The 15,977-nt window shown below is 67.8% G+C and carries 19 protein-coding genes and 1 pseudogene; 2 read left to right on the top strand and 18 right to left on the bottom strand.

Annotated elements, in window-relative coordinates; translation table 11 throughout:
- Nucleotides 1-74 precede the first annotated feature (74 nt).
- A pseudogene (locus ACWD0J_RS10460) lies at nucleotides 75-1,172 on the bottom strand (IS110 family transposase); the annotation flags it as partial.
- A 124-nt stretch (nucleotides 1,173-1,296) separates the two neighbouring features.
- On the opposite strand from ACWD0J_RS10460, the gene istB reads away from it, so the two are divergent.
- Nucleotides 1,297-2,109 carry an IS21-like element helper ATPase IstB gene (gene istB / locus ACWD0J_RS10455; RefSeq protein WP_451495362.1) on the top strand — a complete coding sequence of 271 codons (813 nt, stop codon included), beginning with the start codon at nucleotides 1,297-1,299 and terminating at the stop codon, nucleotides 2,107-2,109.
- A gap of 49 nt (nucleotides 2,110-2,158) precedes the next feature.
- On the top strand, nucleotides 2,159-2,803 hold the full coding sequence (locus ACWD0J_RS10450; protein ID WP_451495361.1) for a histidine phosphatase family protein: 645 nt from the start codon (nucleotides 2,159-2,161) through the stop codon (nucleotides 2,801-2,803).
- 192 nt (nucleotides 2,804-2,995) lie between these two features.
- On the opposite strand, the gene ACWD0J_RS10445 is transcribed toward ACWD0J_RS10450, so the two are convergent.
- The 17 genes from ACWD0J_RS10445 to ACWD0J_RS10365 form a co-directional block, all read right to left on the bottom strand.
- A complete protein-coding gene (locus ACWD0J_RS10445) occupies nucleotides 2,996-3,808 on the bottom strand; it encodes an aminoglycoside phosphotransferase (RefSeq protein WP_451495360.1) in 813 nt (270 codons plus the stop codon).
- A gap of 77 nt (nucleotides 3,809-3,885) precedes the next feature.
- Complete coding sequence (locus ACWD0J_RS10440) at nucleotides 3,886-4,026, bottom strand: hypothetical protein (RefSeq protein ID WP_451495359.1); 141 nt, start codon at nucleotides 4,024-4,026, stop codon at nucleotides 3,886-3,888.
- 33 nt (nucleotides 4,027-4,059) lie between these two features.
- Nucleotides 4,060-4,488, bottom strand: a complete 429-nt coding sequence (locus ACWD0J_RS10435) for a hypothetical protein (protein ID WP_451495358.1) — start codon at nucleotides 4,486-4,488, stop codon at nucleotides 4,060-4,062.
- Nucleotides 4,489-4,581: 93 nt separating this feature from the next.
- Complete coding sequence (locus ACWD0J_RS10430; RefSeq protein ID WP_451495357.1) at nucleotides 4,582-5,421, bottom strand: hypothetical protein; 840 nt, start codon at nucleotides 5,419-5,421, stop codon at nucleotides 4,582-4,584.
- 122 nt (nucleotides 5,422-5,543) lie between these two features.
- Nucleotides 5,544-6,371: an endonuclease/exonuclease/phosphatase family protein gene (locus tag ACWD0J_RS10425; RefSeq protein ID WP_451495356.1), complete on the bottom strand. Its 828-nt coding sequence runs from the start codon at nucleotides 6,369-6,371 to the stop codon at nucleotides 5,544-5,546.
- An 11-nt stretch (nucleotides 6,372-6,382) separates the two neighbouring features.
- The gene (locus ACWD0J_RS10420; protein WP_451495355.1) at nucleotides 6,383-6,682 is read right to left on the bottom strand and encodes a hypothetical protein; all 300 of its coding nucleotides are present in this window, start codon (nucleotides 6,680-6,682) and stop codon (nucleotides 6,383-6,385) included.
- 184 nt (nucleotides 6,683-6,866) lie between these two features.
- Nucleotides 6,867-8,261: a glutamine synthetase family protein gene (locus tag ACWD0J_RS10415; protein WP_451495354.1), complete on the bottom strand. Its 1,395-nt coding sequence runs from the start codon at nucleotides 8,259-8,261 to the stop codon at nucleotides 6,867-6,869.
- Nucleotides 8,258-9,766 carry an amino acid permease gene (locus ACWD0J_RS10410; protein ID WP_451495353.1) on the bottom strand — a complete coding sequence of 503 codons (1,509 nt, stop codon included), beginning with the start codon at nucleotides 9,764-9,766 and terminating at the stop codon, nucleotides 8,258-8,260. The genes ACWD0J_RS10415 and ACWD0J_RS10410 overlap by 4 nt, the downstream gene beginning before the upstream one ends.
- Nucleotides 9,767-9,878: 112 nt before the next feature.
- On the bottom strand, nucleotides 9,879-10,874 hold the full coding sequence (locus tag ACWD0J_RS10405; protein WP_451495352.1) for a hypothetical protein: 996 nt from the start codon (nucleotides 10,872-10,874) through the stop codon (nucleotides 9,879-9,881).
- A 2-nt stretch (nucleotides 10,875-10,876) separates the two neighbouring features.
- Nucleotides 10,877-11,710, bottom strand: a complete 834-nt coding sequence (locus ACWD0J_RS10400) for an ATP-binding protein (RefSeq protein WP_451495351.1) — start codon at nucleotides 11,708-11,710, stop codon at nucleotides 10,877-10,879.
- Between the two features lie 203 nt (nucleotides 11,711-11,913).
- A complete protein-coding gene (locus ACWD0J_RS10395) occupies nucleotides 11,914-12,339 on the bottom strand; it encodes a DUF6415 family natural product biosynthesis protein (RefSeq protein WP_451495350.1) in 426 nt (141 codons plus the stop codon).
- Entirely contained in the window at nucleotides 12,336-12,884 is a 549-nt protein-coding gene (locus ACWD0J_RS10390; RefSeq protein WP_451495349.1) for a hypothetical protein, read from the bottom strand. The genes ACWD0J_RS10395 and ACWD0J_RS10390 overlap by 4 nt, the downstream gene beginning before the upstream one ends.
- Entirely contained in the window at nucleotides 12,881-13,291 is a 411-nt protein-coding gene (locus ACWD0J_RS10385) for a hypothetical protein (protein WP_451495348.1), read from the bottom strand. Before ACWD0J_RS10385 ends, ACWD0J_RS10390 begins: the two co-directional genes overlap by 4 nt.
- Before the next feature lie 143 nt (nucleotides 13,292-13,434).
- Nucleotides 13,435-14,673, bottom strand: a complete 1,239-nt coding sequence (locus tag ACWD0J_RS10380; protein ID WP_451495347.1) for a helix-turn-helix domain-containing protein — start codon at nucleotides 14,671-14,673, stop codon at nucleotides 13,435-13,437.
- A 135-nt stretch (nucleotides 14,674-14,808) separates the two neighbouring features.
- A complete protein-coding gene (locus tag ACWD0J_RS10375; RefSeq protein ID WP_451495346.1) occupies nucleotides 14,809-15,066 on the bottom strand; it encodes a hypothetical protein in 258 nt (85 codons plus the stop codon).
- Entirely contained in the window at nucleotides 15,050-15,310 is a 261-nt protein-coding gene (locus ACWD0J_RS10370) for a helix-turn-helix domain-containing protein (RefSeq protein WP_451495345.1), read from the bottom strand. The genes ACWD0J_RS10375 and ACWD0J_RS10370 overlap by 17 nt, the downstream gene beginning before the upstream one ends.
- Nucleotides 15,311-15,775: 465 nt before the next feature.
- Nucleotides 15,776-15,964: an MmyB family transcriptional regulator gene (locus tag ACWD0J_RS10365; RefSeq protein ID WP_451495369.1), complete on the bottom strand. Its 189-nt coding sequence runs from the start codon at nucleotides 15,962-15,964 to the stop codon at nucleotides 15,776-15,778.
- Nucleotides 15,965-15,977 lie beyond the last annotated feature (13 nt).

Below are 15,977 nucleotides of genomic sequence, written 5' to 3'. Positions count from 1 at the left end.
CAGAACGGCAAGAGCCGTGTAACGGGAGACTGTTACGCACGGATCTGTGAGAGCCGAGGGGTGAGATTCCCCTCGGCTACTCGGCGGGTTTTGCCCCGGGCTCGGCAGCGGTCGTAGTAGGTGCGTGAGGCGGGATCGTGGAGGGCTGCGAACGCGGAGAGGAACATCGCGCGTTTGAGCTGCCGGTTCCCGCCTCTTGGAGCGTGTTCGCCGTGGATCGAGGATCCCGACTGCCTGGTGGCGAGGGCGAGGCCGGCGTAGGAGGCCAGGTGGGCGGCGCTCGGGAACGAGTTGCCGTCGCCGACAGCGGTCAGGAGGACGGCGGCGGTCCTGACGCCGATGCCGGGCATTGAGGTCAGGACCTTGGAAAGAGGGTGGGCCTCCAGCAGGGCTTCGATCTGGGTCTCCAGGGCCCGGCGTTGTTCGTGGACGGCGGCCAGCGACTTGGCCAGCGACGGCACGATCACGTCCAGGGTGTTGGTGCCGGGAACGACGACGGTCTGTTCGTCGAGGGCGTCGAAGAGGTCGTCGACGAGCCGCTGGGCCATGCGCGGGGCCTTCGGTCTGATCACTTCGACGAGCTTGCGGCGACCGGCTTTGCGCAGAGCGGCAGGGGACCCGTAGCGCTCGAGGAGCCAGGTGATGGCGGGGTGGTCCAGGCGAGGGCCCAGGATGCGTTCGAGGCTGGGGTGGAACTGGGTGAGCAGGCCGCGGATGCGGTTGGAGGTGCGGTTGGCCTCGCCGGCAAGGTCCTGGTCGAAGCCGACCAGCATGGTCAGTTCGGCGGCCAGTTCGAGGGAGCGCAGGGTGTGGGGCATGGTGCGTGCTGTGTCCGCGATCACGGCCGCGTCGCGGGCGTCGGTCTTGGCTTCACCCGGGTAAAGGTCGGCGATCCGGCGCATCGCCAGGCCGGGCAGGTAGGCGACCTTGCAGCCGGCGTTGCGGGCGAGGGTCAGCGGGAGGGCGCCGATGGAGGCGGGCTGGTCCACGACCACCAAGACGGTGCCGAACTTCGCCCTGAGCTTGTCGAAGACGGCCCGCAGCTGGGGTTCGCCGTTCGGCAGGGCCTTGTCGAAAACCTTCTTCCCGGCCCGGGTGAGCCCATGGCCGTGGTGGTTGCTCTTGCCGACGTCCAGGCCGAGGAAGACGCCCGTCTCGTCGATGTCGATCACTGTGCCCCCACATGCGTCGCTGCCGTGCCGGCCTCGGGGTCGGGGCCGTTCGCGCGCACCCACGTGACCAACTGCTCCGACGCCGCCGCACCAGCGGCAGCGACCACCGTGAGGGAGAAGCACAGTGACCCTGCCCCGCCAGCGAGGCTTGACCGAGCAGGCCGCCGACACCGCGATCGACACCGCCTGCCGCCTGCTGCGGCTGCCCTCGATCCGCAACGAGTGCAACGAGATCGCCGACCGGGCGGTCAAGGACCAGATGACCTACCGCGGGTTCCTCGCCGAACTGCTGATGACCGAGTGCGACGACCGGGCCCGGTGCCGGTCGGAACGACGGATCAAAGCAGCGGGGTTCCCGCGGGAAAAGTCCCTGCGGGCCTTCGACTTCGACGTCAACCCCAACATCGACGCGGCCACCATCCACACCCTCGCCAGCTGCGAATGGATCAAGAAGAGCCAGCCGCTTTGCCTGATCGGCGACTCCGGCACCGGCAAATCCCACATGCTCATCGCCCTGGGCACCGAAGCCGCCATGAAGGGCTACCGCGTTCGCTACACGCTCGCCACGAAACTGGTCAACGAGCTGGTCGAAGCCGCCGACGAGAAGCAGCTGAACAAGACCATCGCCCGCTACGGACGCGTCGACCTTCTCTGCATCGACGAACTCGGCTACATGGAACTGGACCGCCACGGCGTCGAGCTCCTCTTCCAGGTTTTGACCGAGCGCGAGGAGAAGAACAGCGTCGCCATCGCCTCCAACGAGTCCTTCGGCGGCTGGACCAAGACGTTCACGGATCCTCGCCTCTGCGCGGCCATCGTCGACCGGCTGACCTTCAACGGCGCCATCATCGAGACCGGCACCGACTCCTACCGCCTCGCGAGCACCCGAGCCCGGGCAGAAGAACCGCTTGAGGGTTCTGAGCTGTCTCTTCCATAGTTGCGGACTGCAATCAGGCAGGACGCTACCTACAGGAAGGCACGCACTGATGCGCACTCTTTACGTCGTCACCCATCCGGAGGCGACGCACCATGTCGAGGGAGTCGTCGGCGGATGGCATGACTCGAAGTTGACGCCCGCTGGCGTCCGTGCGGCCGCCTCCATCGCCCAGGCGTTGCGGGCCCAGGTCCCGGACGGCGCCGAGGTGGAGCTGTTCTCCTCGGATCTGCAGCGCACCCTGCGGACGGCCGAGGAGCTGGCCGAACTGTTCGGCGGCGTGAAGCCGATTGTGGATCGCAGGCTGCGGGAGAAGTCCTACGGTGAGGCGGGGGGAAAGGCGCAGGAGTGGCTGGACCGGCGCTTCGTCCCACCGCCGGCTGTCGGGGAGCGAATGGACCACGACGAGGGCGTGGAGGGTTCCGAGACCAAGGCTGCGTGGGCGCAGCGCATCTATGCGGCCATGGACGAGATCCTGCAGAGCCCTTGCGAACACCAGATCATCGTGACGCACGGCGGTTCCCTGACGTTCCTCGTGGCGTCCTGGATCAAGATGCCGATCGAGTCGGCCGACTATGCCAGTTTCCGGGCCTCCTCCGGCAGCATCACCACGCTGCGCGAAGACGATTTCTTCCACAACCGCCAAGTTGTCAGCCTCGGTGACACCCGTCATCTCGACTCCGCCAAAGCTGGCTGACCTCAACCTGGCCCGCCTCGACGGCCCGCCGCCCTCACGGACGGCGGGCCGTCCCACGCACTGACGTCATTTCTCCTGAACATTCCCGAGCCCGTCGACCTGCCTCTGCTGCCCAAAGTGCCGGACAAACGCTGCTGCTAGAAGTGAACGAAGCCACCCGGGCCCGGTGTGGGAGAGACAGTGCAGAGACGGCTACAGGGTGGGCTGGCTTCGGTATGTCGCCCATGCCCGTGCCGCGGCGTGCAGCTTGTGTGTCCACTCGTCGGGGTGGTCGTCGCGGCTGATGGCTTCCCACAGCCGTTGCTGGGCCCGCGCGAACGCATCGATGCGGCGCACCGGTGTGGTGTTCCAACTGGGGTGCACTGCGGCCAGACTTTCGGCGGCTGCTGCGCTGTGTCCCGAGGCGATGAGCCAGATGACCCACAGGGCGGGGTCGATCCACGCTGGTCCGCTGGAGGCCCACGCCCAGTCGACGAGTCGGGCCCGTCCGCCGACGATGAGGACGTTGTCGGGTTTCCAGTCGGTGTGCAGCAAAACGTTGCCCTCGAAGAACCAGGCGTCGTCAGGATGCGTGACGTGGGCGCTCATCCGCTGCGACATGCTCTTCAACTCAAGGTCAGGCGGTGGCGTGGCGGAGGCGAGGTGCCACATTGCCTGGAGAACGAGTTCCAGGTCAGGTGAGTTCGGAGAGTAGTCGGCGTGTCGGCCGTCGAGGTCCTCAAAGACGAGCAGGTCCCATCCGCGCTCCCTGATATGCCAGCGCAGGGCGGGCGCAAGCCCGCGCGTGCGGGGATTGATGTCGGCCTCGCGCTGTTGGGTCCAGACCCGCGGATGGTCCTGGCTCAGGCCCTTGACGAAGACCGCGCCGTCATCGACGTGCAGGCGAGCGACGATCTCACTGTTGTAGCCGGCCGACACCATCTCAACGTCATGCACGGGCCCGGTGACGTTCTGGATCACTTCCAGTGCGTCGGGGGGCAATTCGGTCAGGCGGTGTGTTGCCACGGTTGTGCTCCAGAAGAAGAGGATCTGGGGGCGGTCCTGCGGGGTGGGGGCGCACGCACCCACCCCGCAGCTGCGGATCAGTTGTACGGGGTGTCGCTGCCGCAGCCCGGCAGAGGCCCGGCCGTCAGGATGTTGACGTCCTCGACGAGTACGACGGCCTCGGGGTCTTCCTTGCCGGTGGTCCGGCTGGGCCCGATCTCGACCATGACAGCGGTCATGACGTCACCTGCTTCCATGTTGGCAGTATCTTTTCAGTGGTGCCTTCGCTTCCTGGAGAATCTTGGCCATCGGCCTGCACATCCGGTACGAGCCGGATAGCTGGCAGCCGGTGCATCCTCCGGCGCGAAGCATGAGGGACTCGGCGATATCGCCGAGTCGGCCAGCTCTTCCACGCCTTCCGCGACCAGGTCGATGTTCGGCTCGCGGCCCACCTTGCAGATGGAAGCCCGTCCGAACGGGTCGGCGTGGAAGAACGTGTGGCCGGCGGGGCAGCCGGGGAACGGCGCCCGCTGGGTGAGGTGCTCGGGTGCCTGCGAGGGCAGCGTCTCGTCTGTCCCGTGGATCGTCGGGGAGATGTTCGCGTACTCCCGGCAGGGGAGGCCCGGTTTGTTCGCCCACAGGCGCATGGCCTCCTGCTCGTGCGCGTTGCGGCGCAATGCCACGAGGAAGGGTGCGGCCACGGCCGGTCGGTAGGGGAGGGCAAAAGACGTGAGCGAGCCGAAGACGAGGGCGACGATGGTGTGGCCGACTGTCCGGGGGACCGTATCCAGCAGTCATGCTGATTTCAGTGATCTGAAACGGGCGTGCCAGGTGGCAGGGTTGTTGGTCTCTGTGGTGGTAGGTATGAGATCCGGGTTTGTCCAGATGGTGTTGAAGACGTCGAGGCCGTGGTCGGTGATGATGCCGCCGATGATGTCCGCGGCTTTTTCCTCGTACAAGGCGTGCTTGTCCGATGACTTGTATGTGTCCTGGAGGGCCTGGAAGCGCGCACTGGCGTGAGGGCTCACGCCAGTGGCAGACACCGAGGTGCCGGAGATCTTGCGGGTGACCTCCCGGTCTGACCAGTAGGCGTGACCTTCTAGCAGGAAGGAGTGATCGAGGTGGGCGGAGCCGCGCAGGTGAGGGAACAGGGTGTCCTGGGCTGCCCAGATCCTGCCCTTCGTTGCCGCGTATTGCGCCAGGTGGGTTGCCTCATGTGCGATGACCTTGTAGTGGAAGTCGTCCCAGCTGATGCGGCCGGCTTCCCACAGCGACTGCGGCATGAAGCAGATTTCCGGTTTACCAGGAGTGAACTCGACGGCCTGGCCTGCGACCAGAGGCCAGATCCGCCGTCGCGTCTTGCGGCCGGCTTTAAGGCTGACCATGACCTGGCGCAGGTCCGCCGTCGGGACGGACAGCTCGCGGTCCTCGGCTGCCAGCTGCCGTCGCAGCCTGCGGCTGTGTGCGTTGATCCAGGCGCGGGGGCGCATCAGCCGGATGACCACGGGGTCGGGCAGGGGCAGCCCCGTGACGCTTTCGACCAGCGGCACCACCTCATCGGCAATGACCTTGAAACGATCAGCGAGCGGATCGAACCGGCGGCCGGCTTCGTTGTGTACGACAACAGTGGACATCTTGCTGCTTTCAGGAGAGATGTTCAGTCGTGTGGCCGTCAGGCGGCGTGGAATCCCCGGCGCGGAGCGATCCAGCTCAACGTCGTATGCAGCGGGTTGCGCCCATGGCGTTGTGGGCACTGTCATGAGTTGGTGCCCGATTCCACGTCCAGGACGACCGGGAGGTGGTCGGAGACCTGCCGTGCGTTGGCCGTGTCGTGGGTGCGGTAGTCGAGGACGTGGAGGCCGTATACGAGGGCGTGGTCCAGGCGCAGGGGAACTGGTTCGTTGCGGTAGTAGTAGCCGACGGTCGCGGCTCGGGGTGTGCCGGTGAGCGTCTCGGGGTCCTGCCAGCCGGCTTCGAGAAGCAGCTGCACGGCCCGGGTGTCCGCGTCGCCGAACGTCCCGTCGTTCTTCACCAGTCGGTAGCGTGATTGCAGGTTGCGCGGCACTTTGTCCCAGTTGATCTCGTCGCAGGGGCTGGGGCAGTTCATGTCGCCCAGGAGCAGCGCCCGGGGAGGGACGCCGGGGAAGTCTCCGGCGTAGTCGGTCAGCCAGCGGGCTTCCCTCAGCCGGGTGTCACCGTCGGTGTGGGTCAGGTGAGTGGCCAGTGCCAGGAAATCGTGGTGGCCGCTTGTCGCTTCACGGGGCCGCAGCCGGGCACGGATCAGTGCGTGGTGGAAGACCCCTTCGCCCAGCCGTAGCCGGCCGATCAGGCGGAGCTTGGACGAGCGGTAGAGCAAGGCGGTGTGGTTGCGGCTGTCCCCGTTGCGGGAGCGGGCCATGCCCACGGGTGCAAGGCCCAGAGTGTGGGCCATGTACAGCAGGCGCCTGTCCTCGTCCTCATCCCAGCGTGTGCACTCCGGCAGGGCGAGGATGTCGGGCTCCAGAGCCGCGAGGATGTCCGCCTGGGCGTGGAGCCGTTTCTCCGAGGAGCCGTCCACACCTCCGCCGAAAAGATTCCAGGTCACGGCGCGTATCCTCATGCCGCCCCTCCAGCAGTGAAGAGGGCGAAGTCGTCGATGTCGTACGCAGCGAGCGGTGCCCGTGGCTTCGTGCCGGAGCTGAAGCGAGCGGCCTGCTGTGTCGGCTCGAACAGCAGGTCCAGCACGGTGTTCGTGGTGCGGTCCATTGGGCTTGTGCCGACGAGGACGGCGGGACGAGGGGGGCTGATGGTTTCCTTCACCGCCGGGGCCGCCCGGCGCAGGATCGGGGAGATCTTTTCGGCCAGGCAGGGATGGCGTTGGGCTTCTTCAAGCGCGGTGAAGCAGGGGTGGGTCACTGATGGTCCTGTCCAGAAGTGATCGGTCTGGTCGGCTTCTTTGGGCCCTTCGCGCCCGGGCCACTGTCTGGCCGGGGAACGAAGGGGGTGTGCGCCTGCCCGTGGCAGAGCTGAGTGACGGGGCAGGTGAACCCGTGTGCGGCAGTGGTCTGCGACGGGTTGCCGCGCACGGGGCAGGTGGGCGTCAGGCCGTGCGGAGTCCCCGGTGCAGGTCGAGGTCGGTCACGGTGGTTCGGTGTACGGCGATCTCGTGCCGGGCGGCGTTGATGTAGTGCTCGACCCCTTGGGGGGTGAGCAGGTCGGGCGCTGGGAGCGGGTGGCGGCGGAAGGCAGTGACCGCCTCTTCCAGCGAGCCCGGCACCTGCGGAGCACCGGCCTCCTCGAAGGCGTTGCCGACGCACGGGTGGGGCGGGTCGAGTTTGTGGTCAAGGCCATGCCGGGCGGCGGCAAGGACCGCCGCGAGCGCGAGATACGGGTTGGCGTCAGCGCCGGGAAGGCGGACCTCCAGGTGGAGATCGTCGCCTTGGCCGACGACCCGGACCGCGCAGGTGCGGTTGTCGCGGCCCCAGGTGAAGTTCAGCGGGGCGAAGGTTCCGGGGACCAACCGCTTGTAGGAGTTGACCGTCGGCGCATACAGCGGTGCCAGGTGCGGTAGGGCGTCGAGGAGTCCGGCGATGACGTGGCGGGCCGCATCGGGCATCCGTCCGTCGGTTTCGGCGAACAGGGGGACGCCGTCGTGGACGAGGGAGAGGTGGATGTGGCAGCCGCTGGCGACGCCGGTCGCGGGCGCGGCCATGAAGGTCGGTACCAGGTGGGAGTGCCCGCCGATGGTCCGCGCCGCGTGCTTGAGCAGCAGATGTGTGTCGGCCGCCGCCATTGGATCACCGTAGGGGAAGGTGATTTCCACCTGGCCGGGCGCGCTCTCCGTCTTGATCGCCTCTACCGGCAGCTCGGCACCGGCCAGAGACTCCTCCAGATCCTGGAGGAAGCGGTCCGTCACCCTCGGGTAGTCCAGGCAGTAGTCCCGGTTGCCGGTGTCCACCGGCTCTATTTCGGCAGAGCCGGTTTCTGATACGTCTGCGTAGTAGTCACGGCACAGCACGAATTCGGTCTCCAGTCCGACTTGGGCGACGATCCCTCGGGAGGCGAGCCGGGCAAGCTGTTGCCCCAGGATCTGCCGGGGAGCCACCGCGACAGGCTGTCCGTCATGGCCGATGGCATCGGCGAAGACCAGCGCGGTGCGCGGCATCCAGGCCAGCTGGTGGACGGCGCCCGGGTCGGGGAGCACGCTCATGTCGCCGTAGCCGGTGTCGAAGGAGGCCAGGGCGAAGCCGTCCAGCGGGCGCATCTCCACATCGGTGGCGAGGACGTACGCGCACATGTCGGCGCCACCGGCCGCGACGCGGTCGAGGAAGTGGCCGGCGCCGAACCTCTTTCCCTTCAGCCGGCCCTGCATGTCGGGCACGGCCAGCAGCACCGTGGACACGGCACCGCGGTCCACCAGCTCTCGCAGGCCCTCAAACCCGGTCACCGCCGGCTGGTCAGGACCAGTGTCCACGGTGGCACGGATGTCGCTCATACGATCTTCTCCGCCATGTCATCGCGCTCGCTCGCGGTGCCGTACTCGGGGATGGTGTAGGTGCGGCGACCTTTGGCCCACCACGAGACCGCGGCCAGCAGCAGCACCGACAGCAGAGCGAGGGGCGCGTAGTTGAAGGTGTCGACGGTGACGGGAGTGACGGCCGGCAGGCAGAACAGCACGGTGACGAAGCCGACCCAGATCACGGCGACCCAGCCGATCGGCCTGCTCCAGCTGCCCAGATGCCACGGACCGCGTTCGAAGCGCCTGCCGGCGCGCAGCCGCAGGTACACCGGGATCGCGTAGGCCGGGGTGATACCGATGACGTTGATCGAGACGATCGCGGTGTAGGCCGTGGTCGAGTGCAGCGACGGCAGCGCGAGGGCGAAGGGGACGGCGACCGCCAGCCAGACGGCCGCGACCGGCGTCTTGGTACGGGCGCTCAGGCGCCGCCAGGTGCTGGAGAACGGCAGGGCGCCGTCGCGGGAGAACGCGAACACCATCCGTGACGCTGAGGCCAGCCCGGCGTTCGCGCAGAACAGCTGCGCCACGATGACCACCAGGAGCAGGGCCTTGGCCGCGTTGGTGCCGAGTGCGTCGAGGAAGATCTGGGCGGGCGGGACGCCCGTCGCACTGCCCACGGTGCCGGCATAGTCCTGGATCGCGAAAAGCATCCCGGCGAGCAGGACGAATCCGACGATCCACGACCAGAAGATGGAACGGACGATGCCACGGGCGGCGCTGACCTGAGCGTGCTTGGTCTCCTCGCTCAGGTGCGCGGAGGCGTCGTAGCCGCTGAAGGTGTACTGGGCCAGCAGCAGCCCGAGCAGGCCCACGTAGAGCGGGTTGCTCCAACCGGTCGAGTTGGTGAACTCGCCGAAGACGAAGCTGGCCGGCTGGTGGTGCGAGGGTATGAGGACGAGCGCCCCCACGATCAGCGTGACTCCGGTGATGTGCCACCACACGCTGATCGTGTTCAGCACGCTGACCAGGCGCACGCCGAACAGGTTGGAGGTGGCCAGCAGCAGCAGGATGAGGGCGAAGATCCCCAGCGTCCTTTCCGGTGTGGGCGTGAAGCCCCACTGGAGATTCAGCCAGGCGCCGGCGAACAGCGCGGTCCCGTAGCAGCCGCCGGCCATTCCGCCGAGCAGGCCGAGCAGGTTGAACCAGCCGGTGACGTAGCCCCACCGGCGGCCGCCGAGCTTGCTGGCCATGAAGTACAGGGCCCCGGAGACCGGGTATGCGCTGGTGACCTCGGCGAGCGCGGCACCGACGCACAGCACCATCAGGCCCACGAAGACCCAGCCCCACATCATCACGGCCGGGCCGCCCGTGGTCAGCCCGAACCCGAAGAGGGTCATGCATCCCGACAGGACCGAGATGATGGAAAAGCTCAGGGCGAAGTTCCCGAACGGGCCCATGCGCCGGGCCAGTTCGGGCTGGTAGCCGAGCTGCCGCAGCCGCCTCTCGTCGTTCAGCGTGCGGGACGTTCTCGGGGAAGACAACGCAGGTACCTCCGGGGACGGAAAAGGGCGGAGTGATCATGGCAGTGCGGGCCCGACGGGGGGCTCAAGCTGTGCAGGAAGGGCGGGCCGCGGCAGATGGTTCGACGGCCGGTCACCAGTGGCGTCCTTCGTGCAACGGCCCGGAGGGCACATCCCGCAGATAGCGGCGCCGGGCACGCGTGAACTCCTCCAGCCACCGCTGCGGCTTATCCGCGACGTACTTCCACGGAACGGGAGTAGCGAAAGGACCGATGGCCTCAAAGACCTCACGGCCTTCGGTGAACCCTCCGGAGTGCAGGGCCTGTCCCAGATGGTTCAGGTCCGGGGGCAGCCAGGAAGCCGGATCAGCGTGGGCGAACCACCAGTGCAGTGCCCGGTGGGTGTAATAGGAGATCGGGTCCCTGGTCCAGTACAAAGACGTCGTGAGTGCGCCTTGGGTCCGCAGCTCTCCGTAGTGCTCGGAGTGCAGATACAGCGGCAGCAGAACCAGCGGCGACCCCTGCGGCGCCCAGGTGACCACCCACCGCACGAAGTCGAACGCATTCTCCCGGTACGCCCCTAGCGCCTGAAGCATGCGGTGCCAGGCCTCACGGTTGTTCGGATCACGCTGCTGCGCCTCGCGCAGCAGTCCCCACGGGCCGCGCGGGAGCAGGTACTCCCAGGCCGGCGCCTGGTGCTCCGGCCGACGCCGCCACAGATCGGGCGTGTCCATCTTCGCCAACGCCAGCAGAGCTACCCACGGCACCGGGTCCGCGGGCCAGCGTCGCGCGGCCTCCCAGCACGCCGCCCGCGCCCCATCCGCCCGTGATGCCCCGCCCGGCTGCCCGGCGTGGTGAGCGTTGAGTGCCCGCTGCACTGACACTCGCGCATGCATCATCTTGGCATTGCAGTTCTGCGGCTGCTCCTGCAGCCACGCCTCGATGGCGTCACCATCAGCTGCTACGGCCGCCAGCACCTGACTCCGTGAGGTCCGTAACGCCCATGAGTCGCAGGTCTCCAGCACATCTCTCATCGAGCGCCACCGGCCGGCTCGCAGGTCATCAAGCACCGCGCGCAGCTCGCCGTCGAACCCAGCCGGGTGGAACTGCGGCTGTTGCTCCTTGCTCACTGTCATAACATCGCCGCCTCGCGGGGCAGTACGGCGCGTACGGTCTTGCCCGGCGCCTCGTGCGGCATGAACCAGCTGACGGTGGCGCCTTGAGCCACAACCTGGGCGAGTCCCCGGCCCCTCTCTCCCCGCGGAGCGGGGGCGGCGTCCGGGAAGGCGGCGTTCGAATCGGTCACGTCCAGGACCAGTTCCTGTGCCTCGCTGACAGCCGCGCGCACAGTGAGCCATCGGCTGTTCCCGGAGACGTGCTCTGCCACACCGTGCCGGACACCGTTGTCGACGAGTCGACTGGCGACCTGCACGGCGCGGTCGACATCCCCCCTCCACCGCAACGCTGTAACCGCCACCCGTATCCAGATGCGCACCATGCGGTGAGCGCTCGGGTCGGGGGGCAGCTGCGTGGCGAGACTGCCCACGTTGGGCGCGTAGGGCGGGCCTTGCACCACTTCAGCCGCAGCCGACGGAGCCGACTCCAGCCTGCTGAGAAGCTGCGGAAGTGCCCGGTAGACCAGATTCGGCTGGGTCTCACCCTGGAGCCGGGCGCGGGTTTCTCTGGCGATGTGATCGACCTGGTACACCGGCACCCCCAGGTCTGCCGCGTGCTCCTTGAGCGTCAGACCGAGGGCCAATGCCCGAACGAAGCCGAAGACGTCAGGCGGGAGCAGGCCAGGATCTGCGGGGTCGGGCCGATCGAGCAAGGCATGCACCCGGGCACGGAACACGAAACCGGCCATACGACGCGAGCGCCCCTTAACGCCCAGTTTGAAAGCAATCTTGTCCCGTATCGGGTTGATCCGCGCGACACCCAGAGCCGCTGCTATGTCTGCGGTGCGCATACCTTGCGCAGACAAGGCAAGAGCCCGGCGTTCCCGCTCAGTCAGGGGCTGCGCAGGGTAGGGCAGGGCAGGCCAAGGAAGGACGTCGCACGCGGGAGAGGCTCTGCGTGTCTCCAAGGGTGCTGCTGTGGCGCTCATCGAAACTTCTCCGGAGATTCAGGGGTGGGGGTAGCGCGCAGTGCCAATGAGAGAATTAAGTCCGCTTAAAGGGAGGCTGGCCGTTCCACGGCTCCGAGTTCGACCAGTAGGTCGAGCAACTCGTTCACGGCCCAGCCCATGCGCCGGACAAGGGCGCGTGCCTGCCCATTGTCGGCTGGCATCTCCTCTGCGCGAGCGGTGCGGGCCCGCTCGATCCGCTTCAAAGCTCGCCTGTCCCACTGCTCGGCTTTCGCGCTGATGGCGATGCTGACCAGCTGCATCAGGTACCTGCGGAGGCGCTGCACGAGTTCGTCCGTCGCATCCTCAGACGGCGCAACCTCATCGAGCGCGTCGGCCACATCGTCCAGCCAGGCGTCGCCGTCGAACGGCTGCCATGCACGTAACTTCTCCAGCACCGTCCCCAGCGCGTCACCGTCCATGGGCGGCTGCCACACCGCCACCACACGGTCGGGGCTGACGGTCGTGCTCACTGACCGGCCTCGACGGCCCGCGCAGCCAGCACCTCGTACAGGCGTTGCGGGTCGGTGAACCGGCCGCTGCCGTCCGGGGGCGCCAGCCAGTACGGGCCGGGAGGCGAGACCTTGTCCAGGCGCGGCACGGCGACGTGGTGGATGTACGGCGGCGTACCGCCGAGGCATTTAACGCCCGCCACTGTCAGGGTGCGAGGCCACTGCTGGTCGGTACCGCGGGGCACGAGGACGTACAGGTACGGCCGGTACGGGTCGCAGAACACCGGACCGGTCAGCCCAAGTTCGTGCAGTCGCCGGCGCATCGCGTCCGGGTCGGTGTCCCGCTGTAGAGTCGAGTCCGAGGCGGGAAACTGCACACGGACTGCGTCCCACGCGACGCCTGCGGTCAGCAGTGCGACGCCATGCGTCGACCAGTCCTGGGCAGCTGTCTCCGGGACCTGGGCGGCCTTGTACAGCCACGCTTCCGCCGCTTGGTGCCGTTCCCGCCCGTCCCCCCGCTGTGCGTGCAGCGGAATCAAGTGGGCCGAGCCCCCGGAACGCATCACCGCACTGCTCCTTTGGCCGTGGTCGGCGCAGGCAGCGCCTCGGACAAGAACGCCTGGTTCTCAGTCAGCCACGCGCTCAAGAATGGGGTGCTGGGAGTGTCGGCGCACGCTCTGAGCGAGGTGGTCACGATGCCCCTGGCCTGGCCGCTGGTGATCAGCAGGCTGGCTTCCGGCCACTTAGGGCGCTGCGCAAGAGGAGTGGAGGTCGTCGTGTGGTCGACGATCTCCCCCACGACGCGCCAGTCACGCGCCTCGGCGTACCGGCGCAGGTAGGACATGACGTCTCGCTGGTTTTGACCGCGCGCGAGGCACGCGTACAGCACGACGATCTCTCTGGTGGGGAAGCCTCCGGCCGCGTCGGCGATAGCGCGGCGTCGGGCTTTCTGACCGGGTGTCCTGGTCGTCATGGGGGTAACCGTGCCGCTACGACAGGTGAAGGTACAGAAAGCAGACGGACGACTTTGGAAACCTGTCAGGGCCCAAGTCGTCCGTCTGGTACCGCTGTTGACGACCCGAAGGTAGAAAGTCGTCCGCTACATACCAGTCAGGCTCACAACGCCGTCTTCGCCGTCGCCGGAAGGAAGTCCTGCACTCCCGTCGGGGTCACACCGATCAGCTCCGACACTCGCCGCAGCTTCGCCGTCGACGCCCTGCCTACCTTCTGCACAATCACACCTGGAAGGGTCTGGTGCCGCGCCCAGTCCGGGGAGGTGCGCAGCGTCTCCTCCAGAGTGTCCAGCGACGCGTCCCACTGCTTGGCATCGGCGTGTGCCATCGCCTTGTCCATCGCGTACCGGTTCCGCGCGGCCTCGGTCAGCGACGACACGTCATGGATGGATTTGATGAGGTCCAACGCCTTGCCGGTCTGACCGAGCGCCACATTGATGCCGACGGCCTGCGTCGTCGCGCTCACGGGCCCGAACAGCGTCCCGTGCGCCCGCACTTCCCGGCCCATACGGGCGCCGGTGGCGTGGCTCTGGCTCAGGAAATCGGCGGCCCGCTCCTTGTCGCCCATCCGGGAGGCGACCACCGCGGCGAAGTTGACGTGCGACCCGTACGCCGTCAGCTCCTCCGGAGCCGCTCGAGAGAATTTCGGCTCGATGTCCGCAGCGGACTTCTCCGCGAGCGCCAGCGCCTCGGGCAGGCGGGCGTCACGGAGGTACACCCATGACCGGCCCGAGCCGACCAGGGCCAGCCGCATGTCGTCGGCCGCCCGCTCGGCGGCGTTCTGCGCGTGCCCGATCGCCGCGTACGCCAGATCACGGGCCCCCATCAGGTTCGCCACGTACCCGGCGAGCCGGAAGGCGTCGGACAGCACGCCGTGCGCCGACGCCTGCTCCCCGTCGGGCTGCTCATGAAGGCGGGCGGCCGCAGCCGTGAGGAACGGCGAGACGATCGCGCCGGCCTCGATGTACCGGCCCTTCCAGTACAGGTCCCAGCATCGGTCTGCGGTCTCTCGAAGTTCGTCCAGGGCCACGGCCTCGGCGTCGGCCGGGAGAATGCCAGCGGCGGTGTCGTGCACGGCCCGCGACAGGTCGCGGATCATCATGCGATCGCCCTGGACGAGCGCCCGGCGTGGCGCCTGCTGGCCGAGGATGACGGACGTGTCGACGCTCAGCGCGTCGGCGATGGCCAGTAAGGTCGGCAGCGACAGCATTTTGTCCTGCTCCGCCTTCTGGATGGTGACGATGGACAGGCCCGTCATTTCGGCAAGATCGGCCTGCCGGATTTCCCTGCCACGAAGGATCTTGATTCGTTCACCGGTGCTGTAGTCGCTCCATTGGGGCATACTCGACTCCGTTCCTAGCGTCCACTTGGAACGGTACTCCCGTCGGTTGGCTGGGAGACTGTGAAAGTCCCTTACGGAAGCCGTAAGGGACTTTCACATAGGGAAGTTGGCTGGGCTCGGTACCCGGCCCAGGCGTTATAGCCCTTCTGCCGTACACGGGTGGCCGCGCCAGAGGCGAGGCCCGCTCGGCGTCGACGAGCCGGACTCAGCGGTCGGAGGCCAGTCCTCTTCGGTGTCCTGGTCGATGCCGGCGTACCGGTCGATGTCGGCGCTCAGTTCGGCCGCGGTGGTGTAGCCGCGCGCCGTCACCGAGTCCTTCTCCCAGACGGCGAGGCCATACCTGCCGTGCTCGTGGTCGTGGTGGTACGCGGCACTGTCAGGGCTTGAGCGCATCCTCGTGCAGCCAGCGGCGTACGGTAGACGCGGAGACGGTCTCGGTGATCCCGCGCACGGTCAGCTCGGCGGCCAGCTCCGGGCACGACCAGCGCGACAGTGGCACGCCGGTCTCGGCGGGTAACTGGTAGGTCGGCGCCTTGGCTTCGGCGAGCTGCACGGGAGTGAAGCGGGTGGGGCGCCCCGAGTGCTTGCGGTCGGCCGGCCGGTAGCCCGCCGTGGGGGAACCGGCCGCGCCAGGCACGAACCGTGTCCAGGTGCAGGCTCGTCTCGTGGGCGATGCGCGCGTTGGAGCGCCCCCGTGCCGCGGTGTAGGACGACCTGCGCACGGACTCGCAGCCTGTGCTCGGTCTTGTGGCCGTAGGCCAACTTCTTCAACCGCGTGCGCTCGGTAGCGGTCGGGAAACCGGGCAGGCGGGGGCAACGGGCATGACAGGCGGGCCGATCGGGAGAAGTGGATCACTCGCCCTGTCGTCTGCTGCACCCGCCTTGGCGAGCAAGGTTCGCTACGCGGCACGGAGGGGTGAGCGGATATCCGCCGGGGTCGGGTCGGCCGGTCTGCGGTGCTCTATTTGTCGATGTGCTACTGGTCAGGACATTGACCGATCGCGTCTGACGCAGCTGCGGGTCTCCGGCGGTGAGGCCGGGACTGTCCGGAAGGTCAGCGCGCGCGGTCGTCGGCCGGCATGAGGGAAGGGGTTTCAGTGGTTCAGGCCAGCAGCATCCGCAGGGCGTCGTGCGATGGGTTGCCCGGCTCGGCGGCATACGTGATCAAGGTCTGATCGGGATCGTCCGTTGCGCGCAGGGTCTCGCAGAACAGGCGGCGTGTGCGAGGTCGGGGATGTGGCCGGAGACGTCGCCGGTGCCAGCAGCTGGGAGGCGGTGGTGGCGGGGTCAGCGGAGCGTGGCGC

Source organism: Streptomyces sp. NPDC003011 (assembly GCF_053591515.1).
The sequence above is the reverse complement of the archived record's forward strand: the minus strand, read 5'-3'. Positions and strand labels throughout refer to the sequence as shown.

Coding starts and splice junctions, on each gene's coding strand:
- ACWD0J_RS10450 (WP_451495361.1), top strand. CDS start 2,159: ATGCGCACTCTTTACGTCGTCACCCATCCGGAGGCGACGCACCATGTC.
- ACWD0J_RS10440 (WP_451495359.1), bottom strand. CDS start 4,026: ATGACCGCTGTCATGGTCGAGATCGGGCCCAGCCGGACCACCGGCAAG.
- ACWD0J_RS10430 (WP_451495357.1), bottom strand. CDS start 5,421: ATGTCCACTGTTGTCGTACACAACGAAGCCGGCCGCCGGTTCGATCCG.
- ACWD0J_RS10415 (WP_451495354.1), bottom strand. CDS start 8,261: ATGAGCGACATCCGTGCCACCGTGGACACTGGTCCTGACCAGCCGGCG.
- ACWD0J_RS10400 (WP_451495351.1), bottom strand. CDS start 11,710: ATGCGCACCGCAGACATAGCAGCGGCTCTGGGTGTCGCGCGGATCAAC.
- ACWD0J_RS10385 (WP_451495348.1), bottom strand. CDS start 13,291: ATGACGACCAGGACACCCGGTCAGAAAGCCCGACGCCGCGCTATCGCC.
- ACWD0J_RS10380 (WP_451495347.1), bottom strand. CDS start 14,673: ATGCCCCAATGGAGCGACTACAGCACCGGTGAACGAATCAAGATCCTT.
- ACWD0J_RS10375 (WP_451495346.1), bottom strand. CDS start 15,066: ATGCGCTCAAGCCCTGACAGTGCCGCGTACCACCACGACCACGAGCAC.